Consider the following 12,706-nt stretch of genomic DNA (forward strand, 5'->3'; position numbering starts at 1 on the left):
TTATTCCATCTATTTATTATCTATTCGTATTCCGTATAAATAATAAAAGTCGCATTTTCCACCTTTGAATTTATAACGTGACTCATTGTTATCACTATAAATATTAGTTAATTGAAAAAAAGAATGACCTCTACCATCCCCGCTAAAGAACGTTTTTTGACCGGGATGGCATAGCAATTGCTGCACCGTTTCTGGCAAAGTGTATTCACTTCATCATTCACTTTTTCATTTGCTTGGCAAAGCCCCGAATTGCGGGGTTTTACGCCCTGGCGGTGGCCGCCTCAAATATGAATAACAACGCCAGGGATGAAGTCAGCTACCGCTCCGCCTCATTGACGATTTCGACCAGGAGAAACAGACATGACCGTGCATTTCCGTAAGGCTCTCTTCGCTCCCGCGCTGCTTGGCGGCGCGCTCTTCGGCGCTATTCTGCCCGCACAGGCGGATGTGACCGTCGGCGTCATCCTGCCGCTGACCGGCGTCAGCGCCACCATCGGCGAAGATATGCGCCGGGGAATCGAATTAGCCGTGGATGAGGTCAATGCGCGCGGCGGCGTCAACGGTCAGAAGCTGGCCGTGATGATCGAAGATTCCGCGGGCAGCCCCGTCATCGCACTCGACGCCGTGCGCAAGCTGACCCAGGTCAACAACGTCCCGCTGGTCGCGGGAGAATTCTCATCCAGCGTGACCATCCCGGTCGGTCAATATCTGGTGAAAAATCAGCGCGTGCATATCAACATCACCTCTTCCAGCACCGATATGCGCAGCGTGGGCAAATACTCTTACAGCGTGATCGGCCTTGCCGATCTGGCGACGCAGTTCTCCGCCAAAGACGTTTATGAGATGGGCTACCGCAAGGTAGCGTTCGTCGCCCCCAACGGCGCCTACGGCCAGAGCATGTTGGATCAGTTCAACAAGGACTTTCAGGCGCTGGGCGGCAAAGTCGTCGCCAAAATGCTCTACACCGGCGGCCAGTCCACCTACCGCCGCGAGCTGAGCCAGCTCTCCCGCGTCAAGCCTGACGCCTACGTCTACACCACCTACGGTCAGGACGCGGTGGTATTAAATCGCGAATCCTATGAACTGGGCCTGAGCAAAACGCCGTGGTACGGCATGTACCTGACCATGAGCACCGCCAATACGCCGGCGGAATACATCGAAGGCCGCGTGGGCATGGAGGTCGCCGGTACTGGCGATCGGGGGCAAGGTTACATCGACCGGTTCAAGCAGCGCTACGGCACCGCCCCGCAGTCCGCCTACAGCAGCTATGCCTACGACAGCATCACGCTGGCCGCCGCCGCGATCAATAAAGCAGGCAACGCCGACCCGGCGGCCTTGCAGGCTGCTATGCAGAGCATCGCGCCGCATTTTGACGGCGTGACGGGTCCGCTCAATCTCGGCGCCGATAATCAGCGCCAGACCCAGCCGTACATGAAGGTCAAAGTCGTCAACGGCATTCAGGAACTACGCTAAGCGACGGTTGGCGTTCGCGCCCCGGTTCCCTTTTAGGAAGAGTCTATGCTTCAGTTCATTCTCGATACACTGCTCCGCACCGCAGACCTTGCGCCCATCGCGCTCGGCCTCAGTCTGGTCTACGGGCTGGTGCGGTTCGCCAATGTGGCGCACGTGCAATATGCCATGGTGGGATCGTTCATGACGGCCGCGCTGCTGAGGATCGGATGCCCGTTCCTGCTGGCTATTGTGTTGGCCAGCGTGCTGACCGGCGTGATGGCGACGTTGCTGCATCATGGGATCTTTCGTCGCCTGGCGCACTCCGGGCCAGCGAGCGCCATGATCGGATCGCTGGCCGTGTCGATGATCCTGATCGCCCTGATTCTGGGGATCGCCGGATCGTCGCCCGTTAGCTACAACCAGCCGCTCAGTCCGACGCTATCGCTGGCCGATAGCTTCGTCTCCCGTAACCAGCTGTGGACGCTCGGCGTCACAATGGTGTTGCTGGCCGCCTTCAGCGCACTGCTGTTTTATACCTCACTCGGGCGCTCTATCCGGGCGCTGGCCAGCAACCGCGATCTGGCCGCCGCATCGGGCCTGAACGCCGACGCGCTGGTGCATACCGTCAACTTCATCGCCGGTACGCTGGCAGGGCTCGGCGGCTCCATGCTGGCGCTCAATTCCAGCGCCTACGTCAATCAGGGCAGCGATCTGCTGCTGCCGGTTCTGGCCGCCGCCATTCTCGGCGGATTAGGTAATCCGCTGGGCGCCGTGTTCGGCGCGCTGCTGATCGCGGCCACCGAAACGCTGGTCACCAACCTCGACTTCGGCTGGCTGTTCGGCAGCGAACTGGTGTTCATTCCCGTCACCTACATCAATGCGGCATCGTTCGTCATTTTGTTGCTGGCGCTGCTGCTGCGTCCTTACGGCCTGTTTAACCGGGAGGTGCGCCGTGTCTGATTTTCTGCTCCACCTTATTAGCATCACCGGCATCTACGCCCTGATTGCGCTCGCACTGAATATTCAGGCGGGCTACGCCGGACTGCTGAACTTCGGTCATATCGCCTTTGTCGGTATCGGCGCATACTCCGCCGGCATCGGCGCCCGGCTGGGGCTCTCTTTTATCGAAGCCAGCGCGTTCGGCATGGCACTTTCCATGCTGATCGGCGCGGGCATGTCGGTTCTGGGCCGTCAATTGGCGGCGGATTACTGGGGGATTGCCACGCTGGCCGTCGCCGAGATCATTCGCACGATCGCAATTAACGAAGACCAGCTGACCGGCGGCGCACAAGGGCTGGGCAATATCGCCCCGCTGTGGTCTACCGGCTCCACGCAGGGCGACGGGATGGTTTTCGCCGTTGTGATCCTGCTGGCCGTCGCGCTGGCGGCGCTGATCTCCCATCGGTTGGGTAAAAGCCGCTTCGGCCGGGCGCTACGCCTGATGCGCGAACAGCCCCAGCTGGCGACCTGCATGGGCTATCACCTGCAATGGCTCAAGTGCCGAACGCTGATGTGCAGCGCGGCGATCGCCACGTTCGCGGGGATCCTGATGGCCTATTACACCGGCTATGTCAGTCCCGATTATCTGCTGCCTTCCGAAACCTTCTTGATCTGGAGCATGGTGATGATCGGCGGTATCGGCAATGTCGCGGGCGTGCTGTTGGGCGTTCTGGTCGTCGAATGCCTGTACACTTTTATTCCCTTCGCCAAAGACCTGCTCAATATCGGCTCCGATATCACCGGCGCACTGCGTCTGGGTACGGTCGGCGTTATTCTGCTGGCCTGCCTGCTCTGGCGTTCCGGCGGGCTGCTACCGGAAAAACTAAGGAAGATGCCGTCATGACGCCACTGATGCAGATCGATAATGTCAGCAAGGCCTTCGGCGGCAACCGCGTGCTGGAGGACGTGAGCGTCACCCTACATCAGGGGGAGATCCTCGGTCTGCTGGGGCCGAACGGGTCGGGAAAAAGCACGCTGCTGAATGCGATTTCGGGATTCACCCCGATCGACGGCGGCGCGATTCGCGTGGCCGGACAGCGGATTGATAAGCTGCCGACCCACCGCATCATCCAATCCGGCGTGGCGCGCACCTTCCAACTGCCGGCCATGCCGCAAAAGATGACGGTGATGGAAGTGGTGATGGCGGCAGGCACGCGACATCACGGTTTCTGGAGTAGCCTGCTGTCGCTGCCGGGCGCGCGTCGCGCCGAAGAGGAGGATAAACGCAAGGCGCAGGGGTTGATTGACGCGCTGCTCCTGACGCCGGTGCGGGACCTGCCCGCCGCCGCGCTCTCCGGCGGCCAGAAAAAACTGCTGGGCATCGCCTGCGCGCTGATGGGCGACCCGAAGATTCTGATGCTGGACGAACCGATGGCCGGCGTTCACCCCAACCTGCGGCGGGACATTGTCGAAACCCTGCTGCGCCTTAACCGCGAGGGGCTGTCGCTGGTGATTATCGAACACGATATGCACTTCATTCGCGAGCTGTGCCGGCGATGCATCGTATTAGATCGCGGCCACATCGTCGCCAGCTGTCGTCCGGACGAGCTGGCGAGCAATCAGCAGGTGCTGGACGCCTATCTGGGCCGCAGCGCGCAAACGCAACAACAGGAGGCCGTATGATGACGTTGCACGACGTGGTGGCCGGCTACACCCCCGGCATCGACATTCTGCAGGGCATCTCTCTGGAGGTGGACGACGCGGAGATCGTCACGCTGCTTGGCCCCAACGGCTGCGGCAAGTCGACCCTGCTTAAATGCATTGCGGGCTACCTGACGCCACGTCGCGGGCAGATCCTGCTGGACGAGCGCGACGTGAGCAAAATCCCGATTCACCGTAAAGTTCGTGAGTGCTCACTCGGCGTTGTCCCCCAGACGGACAACGTATTCAACAACCTGACTATCAAAGAAAATTTGCAAACCGGCGGTCAGTTTCTGCCGGATAAACTGCGCCGGGAACGGATGGAAGCCCTGTGCGAACGCTATCCGCTGCTGCGCAAAAAATGGCGCGCCACGGCGTCGGCGCTTTCCGGCGGAGAACGGCAGATTCTGGCGCTGACCCGCGCTCTGATGCCCCGCCCCACGACGCTGTTGCTCGACGAGCCTTCCGCCGGGCTGTCGCCCAAGATGCTGGCGGATGTCTTCGACGCCATACAAGCCATTCGCCGGGAGGAGAACGTAGCGATATTGATGGTGGAGCAAAACGCGATGGAAGCCCTGCACATCTCCGACCGAGCCTATGTTCTGGCGCTGGGAAAAGTCGCGCTGACCGGCAAAGCGAGCGCGCTGCTGAACGACCCGCGCATGCGCGAGCTGTATCTCGGCGGCCGGGCGGCCTAACCCGAACGAACGCGAAAGCCGGAGCGCCGGGACTCAACCGGCTGGCGACCTGACGCGCGCCCGGCATGCCGCGCAGCGTTGTCCTGCGGCTTGACGCAGAATGCCCCGCTGGAAAGCGCATGGAAGAGGGCTTCGTGTCCCTCTTCGCGGGAAGGCGGACAAAGCCCGGCCGTGCATTTTTTTCGTTTTGCCGCCGCCGCCGCGCGGCGGCGTCTCTCCAGCGTCCCACCGTTACGCCGTAAGCCACGCCGCCGCTGTGCGGGCAATCCGGCCGACGCAGTCATTTCTCGTCATCACCTTCATCACTCTTTCTTATACCTGTCACTCCGATGGTGCGTTGGCTGCACCATTCGTCATCAAAGCAGTGTGCCGACGCATCGTGCCTTTCCTTTTTATATTCAAAATCAGCGTAGTAACGATTGGCATACAAGTTGCTTTATGAATTCCATGTTGTATACAAGTTGGAATTCATTATGGCATCGACATTAGGTTTGACGCTTCGGGCGTGGCAACGCCGCTACCAAAAGGACCCGCGGCAGATCGGGCCGCTGCTGGCGGCGCATCTCGCGGCGATAGATGAACAGGACAACGCCTGGCTGTATCTCGCCAGCCCGGCGCAGTTGCAAGAGCAGATTGCCCCGCTGCTGGCCCGCTATCAGCGCGACCCCGCAGCGCTGCCGCTGTTCGGCGTCCCTTTCGCCGTGAAAGACAATATCGACGTCGCGGGCTGGCCGACCACCGCCGCCTGTCCGGCATTCGCCTACACCGCCGAGCGCGACGCCGAGGTGGTGGCGCGATTGAAAGCCGCGGGCGCGGTGGCGATAGGCAAGACCAACCTCGACCAGTTCGCCACCGGCCTGGTCGGCACGCGCTCGCCGTATGGCGCGGTGAAAAACACCTTTCATCCGGACTACGTCAGCGGCGGCTCCAGCTCCGGATCGGCGTCGGTGCTGGCGCGCGGGCTGGTCGCCTTTTCACTCGGCACCGATACCGCCGGGTCCGGACGCGTGCCGGCGGGCTTCAACAATATCGTGGGTCTGAAACCGACCAAAGGCTGGCTCTCCGCCCGCGGCGTCGTGCCGGCCTGCCGCCTCAATGACACCGTGTCCGTGTTCGCGCTCACCGTCGAAGATGCCTTCGCCGTCGCCGCGGCCGCCGGCGGTTACGATGCCGAGGATGCCTATTCACGCCGTCCTCCGCGCACCGCGCCGGCCGATATGAAAGCACAGCCCGATTTCGCGATCCCCGCCGATCCGGACTTTTTCGGCGACCGACTGGCCGAAGCGGCATGGCACCGCGCGCTGGAACATCTGACGCAAAGCGGCGCCACGCTGCACCCGATCGATTTCGCGCCGTTCCACCAGTTGGCCGAGCAGCTTTATTCCGGGCCGTGGGTGGCCGAACGCACCGCCGCAGTTGGCGAGATGCTGACCCGTCCAGAGGAGATGGATCCGGTCGTCTTCAGCATTATCAGCAACGGCCGAAAATACAGCGCGGTGGAAGCCTATCAGGCCGAATATTTGCGCGCCGACCTCGCCCGCCGTATCCAGCAGGTGCTGGCGCCGTTCGACGCCCTTGTCGTGCCCACCTCCCCGACCATCCGTACGCGGCAAGAAATCACGCAGGAGCCGGTGCACTACAACTCGCAATTCGGCTCCTACACCAACTTCACCAACCTGGCCGATCTCGCCGCGCTGGCGTTGCCGGGCCCGTTCCGTGACGACGGTCTGCCTGCGGGCATCACGCTGATCGCCCCCGCCTGGCACGATCGCGCGCTGGCCCGATTCGGCCTGCGCTGGCAGCGGCAACTGGCGCTGCCGCTCGGCGCGACCGGCCAAGCCTGTCCCGAAGACCGCTCCGCGCTGCCGCCGTCGGTCGAACACGTTCGCGTGGCGGTAGTAGGCGCTCACCTCACCGGCATGCCGCTCAACCATCAGCTCACCACGCGTCAGGCGGTCCTGATCGAAGAGACGCAAACCGCCGGCGAATACCGGCTGTTCGCCCTGCCAGACGGGCCGATCAAGAAGCCGGGGCTGCTGCGCGCCGCCAACGGCGCCGCCATCGCCGTCGAGCTGTGGGATATCCCGCTGGCGCGCTTCGGCGAGTTCGTGGCGGAAATCCCCGCGCCGCTCGGCATCGGTTCGCTGACGCTGGCCGACGGACGGGTGGTGAAAGGCTTTATCTGCGAGCCGGCCGCGCTGGAGCACGCGCTGGAAATCACTGAATTCGGCGGCTGGCGCAGCTGGCTGGCGACGCAAAGGAGCGAATGACCATGTTCAGCACGGTACTGATTGCCAACCGCGGTGAAATCGCCTGCCGCGCCATAAAGACCCTGAAACGCCTCGGCGTCGTCAGCGTGGCCGTCTATTCCGACGCCGACCGCAACGCCCGGCACGTTAAAGAGGCCGACGTGGCCGTGGCCCTCGGCGGCGACAAGGCCGGCGACAGCTATCTGCGCATCGACAAAATTCTTGCGGCCGCGCACGCGGCCGGCGCGGAAGCCATCTGGCCGGGCTACGGATTTCTGTCCGAAAGCCTGCCGTTCGCCGCCGCCTGCGAAGACGCGGGCATCGTCTTTGTCGGCCCGACCTCACGGCAGATCGGCGAGTTCGGGCTGAAACACCGCGCGCGTGAGCTGGCGGCAAGCGCCGGCGTGCCGATGACGCCCGGCACGCCGCTGCTGAACTCGCTGGAAGACGCGCTCTGCGCCGCGGACGACATCGGCTATCCGGTCATGCTGAAAAGCACCGCGGGCGGCGGCGGGATCGGCCTGACGCGCTGCGCCGACGCCGACGCGTTGCGTCACGCCTGGGAAAGCGTGCGTCGCCTCGGCGAGCAGTTCTTCAGCGATGCGGGCGTGTTTCTGGAGCGCTGTATCGACCGTGCGCGCCACGTCGAGGTACAGATTTTCGGCGACGGCAACGGCCAGGTCGTCGCCCTCGGCGAGCGCGACTGTTCACTGCAGCGCCGCAACCAGAAAGTCGTGGAGGAAACCCCGGCGCCGAATCTGCCCCCGGCCACGCGCGAGGCGCTGCTGACGTCGGCGGTGCGGCTCGGCGAGCAGGTCGCCTATCGCAGCGCCGGGACGGTGGAGTACATTTACGACGCCGAACAGGATGCGTTCTATTTCCTCGAAGTGAACACTCGCTTGCAGGTGGAGCATCCGGTGACCGAATGCGTGACCGGCCTCGATCTGGTGGAGTGCATGTTGCGGGTTGCGGCGGGCGACGAACTCGACTGGGCGCGGATGCGGCAGCCGCCGCAGGGGGCCGCGATCGAGGTGCGCCTCTATGCGGAAGATCCGCTGAAAAACTTCCAGCCGAGTCCGGGCGTGCTGACCGGCGTCCATTTTCCCAACGACGTGCGCATCGACGGCGCGATCGACGCCGGGACCGAGGTCTCCGCCTATTACGATCCGATGATCGCCAAGCTGATCGTACACGCCGACACGCGCGACGCGGCGCTGGCGAAAATGCGGCAGGCGCTCGCGGCCACGCAGTTGCACGGCATCGCCAGCAACCTCGACTATCTGCGCCAGATTGTCGCGACCTCCGCTTTCCGCCGCGGCGACGTGTGGACCCGCTTTCTCGACGGCTTCACCCCGACCGCCTGCATGCTCGAAGTGCTGCAACCCGGCACCTTCAGCACCGTGCAGGACTACCCCGGCCGTCTCGGCTACTGGGATATCGGCGTGCCGCCGTCCGGCCCGATGGACGATTTCGCCTTTCGCCTCGCCAACCGCATCGTCGGCAACCATGAGGCCGCCGCAGGGCTGGAATTCACCCTGCAGGGGCCATCGCTGCGTTTTCACTGCGACGCGGTGATCGCCCTGACCGGCGCGGATTGCCCGGCGGAACTAGACGGCGCGCCGGTGGCCTACTGGCGGCCGGTCGACGTCAGGGCGGGACAGACCCTGACGCTCGGCCGCGCGCAGTCGGGCTGCCGCACCTATCTCGCCGTCCGCAACGGCATCGATGTGCCGGAGTATCTCGGCAGCCGTTCCACCTTCGCCCTCGGCCAGTTCGGCGGACACGCCGGCCGCCCCCTGCGGGTCGCCGATATGCTGCCGATCTCGCAGCCTCAGCTGGCCGCCTGCACTACGCCCGCGCCGGTCGGCGACCCGCAACCGCTGGATCGCGCGCTGACGCCGCACTACGGCGACGAGTGGCGCATCGGCGTGTTGTACGGCCCGCACGGCGCTCCGGACTTTTTCACTCAGGACGCGATCGACGACTTCTTCGCCAGCGACTGGCAGGTCCACTACAACTCCAACCGCCTCGGCGTGCGTCTGGTCGGCCCCAAACCCACCTGGACGCGCGCCGACGGCGGCGAGGCCGGCTTGCACCCGTCCAACGTGCATGACTGCGAATACGCCATCGGCGCGGTCAACTTCACCGGCGACTTCCCGGTGATCCTGACCCGGGACGGCCCGAGCCTCGGCGGTTTCGTCTGTCCGGTGACCATCGCCAGGGCCGAGCTGTGGAAGGTCGGTCAGGTGAAACCGGGCGATCGTATTCGCTTTTATCCCATCGGCATCGAGGAGGCCGTGGCGCTGGAGCAGGCGCAGACGCGGTGCATCAACACGCTGCGCGCCTGCCCCGTTCCGTCCTTTGCCCCGCCGTCGCTGGCGGCGGACGAGACGGGCAGCGCCACCCTGCTGGCGGCGCTGCCGGCCACGCAAACGACGCCGGCGGTCGCCTATCGTCAGGCGGGCGACGGCTATGTGCTGGTGGAGTACGGCGACAATGTGCTGGACCTGGCGCTGCGCCTGCGCGTGCATCTGCTGATGAACCAGCTGCGCGAACGGGCGACGCCCGGCGTGGAAGAACTGTCGCCCGGCGTGCGCTCGCTGCAGGTGCGCTACGACGGCGCCATCCTGAGCCAGCGTCGTCTGATCGCCCTGCTGCTGGCGTTGGAAGCCACGCTGGGCGACGTCGGTGAGCTGAAGGTGCCGTCGCGTATCGTCTGGCTGCCCATGGCCTTCGAAGACAGCGCCACGCTCGGCGCGGTGGAGCGCTACCGGGAAACCGTGCGCGCCAATGCGCCCTGGCTGCCGAACAACGTCGACTTTATCCAGCGCATCAACGGATTGGACCGCCGCGAGGCCGTGCGCGACACGCTGTTCGACGCCAGCTACCTGATCCTGGGCCTCGGCGACGTCTATCTCGGCGCGCCGTGCGCGGTGCCGATCGATCCCCGTCATCGCCTGCTGAGTTCCAAATACAGCCCGGCCCGCACCTTCACCGCCGAGGGCACCGTCGGCATCGGCGGCATGTATATGTGCATCTACGGCATGGACTCGCCCGGCGGCTATCAGTTGGTCGGCCGCACGCTGCCCATCTGGAACAAATTCCTGAAAAACGATCAGTTCGCCGCCGACGCGCCGTGGCTGCTGCGCTTCTTCGATCAGGTGCGTTTTTATCCGGTGACGGAAGACGCGCTGACGCAGCTGCGCGACGATTTCCGCGAGGGCCGCGCGCGCATTCGCATCGAAGAGACCGTGTTCGACTTCGCGGCGCATCAGCGGTTCCTTGCCGACAACGCCGCGTCCATCGCGGCGTTCCGTGAACGTCAGGCCGAGGCTTTCACGCGCGAGGTGGCGCTCTGGAAAGAGGAAGAGACCGTTGACGCCGCCGCCGATCGGCCTCCCGCGGAAATAGCCGGTGTGGATGAGAACGCTTTTTCGGTCTGCGCCGACGTCAGCGGCAATATCTGGAAAGTCCAGGTACGGCCGGGCGACGTGGTCGAGGCCGGACAGACGCTCATCATCGTCGAGGCGATGAAGATGGAACTGGCGATCGCCGCTCCCCGGAGCGGCACGGTTAAACGCATAGCCTGTCAGGCGGGCCGTCCGGTAAATCCGGGCGATGTCCTGCTGTGGCTGGAATAAGGAGCGATGATGACGACCCCCACGCAACGCGGCAAAGCCCGTCCGGAACCGCTGGCCGAAAAGGTTTATCAGGCGTTGAAGCAGGACATTTTCGAATTCCGCCTGATGCCCGGCGACCGTTTCACCGAGAGCGAAATCGCCGAACGCATGGCGGTGAGCCGCACTCCGGTGCGTCAGGCCCTGTTCAGGCTGGAGCGCGAAGGTTATGTCGAGGTGTGGTTCCGCAGCGGCTGGCAGGTCAGGCCCTTCGATTTCGAATATTTCGAAGAGCTGTACGACCTGCGCACCCTGCTGGAGCGCGAGGCGGTGCGTCGCCTGTGCGCGCTGCCGCCGGCGCAGTGCGCGAAAACGCTCGCCGAGCTGAAAGCCTTCTGGATCGACGAGGCGCGCCGGGAGGACGGCAAGGCGGTTTCGCTGCAGGATGAACGTTTTCACATCACGCTGGTCAGCGCCACCGGCAACCGGGAGATGACGCGCATCCACACCGAGCTGACCGAAAAAATCCGCATCATCCGCCGTCTCGACTTCACGCGCGAAGACCGTATCGATGCGACCTACCGCGAGCACGCCCGGATTTTACAGGCGATCTTCCGGCAACAGACCGAGGAGGCGCAGCGCATGCTGACCACCCACATCGCTGAAAGCAAGGCGGAGGTCAGAAAGATCACCTTGCACATGCTACAGCAGGCCAGGCTTCACCCCGTTGAACAAAACAATACCTATTGAGAGGGTTAGACGATGAAAAGACGTTCGCTGCTTAAGGTTTTCGCACTCTCCGCCACTGTGATAGGCATGGGCCTGTCCTGGGGGGTTCAGGCCGCCGACACCATCAAGGTGGGGATCATGCATTCGCTTTCCGGCACCATGGCGATCTCGGAGACGCCGCTGAAGGACGTGGCGCTGATGACCATTGATGAAATCAACGCCAAAGGCGGCGTGCTGGGCAAAAAGCTGGAGCCGGTGGTGGTCGACCCGGCCTCGAACTGGCCGTTGTTCGCCGAGAAAGCGCGCCAGTTGCTGACGCAGGATAAGGCGGCGGTAGTGTTCGGCTGCTGGACCTCGGTCTCGCGCAAGTCGGTGCTGCCGGTGTTCGAGGAGCTGAACGGCCTGCTGTTCTACCCGGTGCAGTATGAGGGCGAGGAGATGTCGCCGAACGTGTTCTACACCGGCGCGGCGCCGAACCAGCAGGCCATTCCGGCCGTGGAATACCTGATGAGCGAAGACGGCGGCGGCGCCAAGCGCTTCTTCCTGCTGGGTACCGACTACGTGTATCCGCGCACCACCAACAAGATCCTGCGCGCATTCCTGCACACGAAAGGCATACAGGATAAAGATATTCAGGAAGTCTATACCCCGTTCGGCTACAGCGATTATCAGACCATCGTGTCCGACATCAAGAAATTCGCGGCCGAGGGCAAGAGCGCGGTGGTCTCCACCATCAACGGCGACTCCAACGTCCCGTTCTATAAAGAACTGGCGAATCAAGGCATTAAGGCGACCGATATCCCCGTCGCGGCGTTCTCGGTCGGCGAAGAGGAGCTGCGCGGCATCGACACCAAACCGCTGGTCGGTCAGTTGGCCGCCTGGAACTATTTCGAGTCCGTCGATAACCCGACCAACGCCAAGTTCGTGGCGGACTACCGCGCCTACGCCAAGGCCCATAACCTGCCGAACGCCGGCACCGTCGTGACCAACGATCCGATGGAGGCCACCTACGTCGGCATCCATATGTGGGCGCAGGCCGTCGAGAAAGCCGGCACCACGGACGTAGACAAGGTGCGGGCGGCGATGGCGGGACAGACCTTCGATGCCCCGAGCGGCTTCACCCTGACCATGGACGCGACCAATCACCATTTGCATAAGCCGGTGATGATTGGCGAAGTGGAAGAGAACGGCCAGTTCAACGTGGTGTGGCAGACCGACAAACCGGTTCGCGCCCAGCCGTGGAGCCCCTATATCGCGGGCAACGACCAGAAACCCGACTCTCCGGTGAAATCAACCAAGTAAGCGGCGCGGCCCTTCTCCC

General features: G+C 63.5%; 10 protein-coding genes. 9 read left to right on the forward strand and 1 reads right to left on the reverse strand.

The genetic code is table 11. From position 1 onward, the window contains the following. The first annotated feature begins 360 nt into the window (after positions 1-360). From I6N93_RS14705 to I6N93_RS14725, 5 genes are read left to right on the forward strand one after another with little or no spacing between them, the layout of a single operon-like run. The gene (locus tag I6N93_RS14705; RefSeq protein WP_085689652.1) at positions 361-1,473 is read left to right on the forward strand and encodes an ABC transporter substrate-binding protein; all 1,113 of its coding nucleotides are present in this window, start codon (positions 361-363) and stop codon (positions 1,471-1,473) included. A 45-nt stretch (positions 1,474-1,518) separates the two neighbouring features. After that, positions 1,519-2,412, forward strand: coding sequence for a branched-chain amino acid ABC transporter permease (locus I6N93_RS14710; protein ID WP_085689654.1), 894 nt, complete (start codon positions 1,519-1,521; stop codon positions 2,410-2,412). Beyond that, a complete protein-coding gene (locus tag I6N93_RS14715) occupies positions 2,405-3,295 on the forward strand; it encodes a branched-chain amino acid ABC transporter permease (RefSeq protein WP_085689656.1) in 891 nt (296 codons plus the stop codon). The genes I6N93_RS14710 and I6N93_RS14715 overlap by 8 nt, the downstream gene beginning before the upstream one ends. Next, on the forward strand, positions 3,292-4,074 hold the full coding sequence (locus I6N93_RS14720; protein WP_085689658.1) for an ABC transporter ATP-binding protein: 783 nt from the start codon (positions 3,292-3,294) through the stop codon (positions 4,072-4,074). Before I6N93_RS14715 ends, I6N93_RS14720 begins: the two co-directional genes overlap by 4 nt. Further along, entirely contained in the window at positions 4,071-4,790 is a 720-nt protein-coding gene (locus I6N93_RS14725; RefSeq protein WP_085689659.1) for an ABC transporter ATP-binding protein, read from the forward strand. Before I6N93_RS14720 ends, I6N93_RS14725 begins: the two co-directional genes overlap by 4 nt. Here the strand turns inward: I6N93_RS14725 and I6N93_RS14730 are convergent. Further along, complete coding sequence (locus tag I6N93_RS14730) at positions 4,787-5,074, reverse strand: hypothetical protein (protein WP_085689661.1); 288 nt, start codon at positions 5,072-5,074, stop codon at positions 4,787-4,789. The two genes, I6N93_RS14725 and I6N93_RS14730, sit on opposite strands and share 4 nt — an antisense overlap. A 189-nt stretch (positions 5,075-5,263) precedes the next feature. Between I6N93_RS14730 and atzF the strand changes: the two genes are divergently transcribed. From atzF to urtA, 4 genes are read left to right on the forward strand one after another with little or no spacing between them, the layout of a single operon-like run. Next, positions 5,264-7,060: an allophanate hydrolase gene (gene atzF, locus I6N93_RS14735; protein WP_085689663.1), complete on the forward strand. Its 1,797-nt coding sequence runs from the start codon at positions 5,264-5,266 to the stop codon at positions 7,058-7,060. Between the two features lie 2 nt (positions 7,061-7,062). After that, complete coding sequence (gene uca, locus I6N93_RS14740) at positions 7,063-10,680, forward strand: urea carboxylase (RefSeq protein ID WP_085689665.1); 3,618 nt, start codon at positions 7,063-7,065, stop codon at positions 10,678-10,680. 9 nt (positions 10,681-10,689) lie between these two features. Further along, positions 10,690-11,406 (forward strand): GntR family transcriptional regulator, encoded by a 717-nt coding sequence (locus I6N93_RS14745; protein ID WP_176222565.1) that lies wholly within the window; start codon positions 10,690-10,692, stop codon positions 11,404-11,406. 12 nt (positions 11,407-11,418) lie between these two features. Continuing rightward, positions 11,419-12,687: an urea ABC transporter substrate-binding protein gene (urtA, locus tag I6N93_RS14750; protein ID WP_085689669.1), complete on the forward strand. Its 1,269-nt coding sequence runs from the start codon at positions 11,419-11,421 to the stop codon at positions 12,685-12,687. Positions 12,688-12,706 lie beyond the last annotated feature (19 nt).

It is taken from the genome of Lonsdalea populi (assembly GCF_015999465.1).
GTDB classification, from domain to species: Bacteria; Pseudomonadota; Gammaproteobacteria; order Enterobacterales; family Enterobacteriaceae; genus Lonsdalea; species Lonsdalea populi.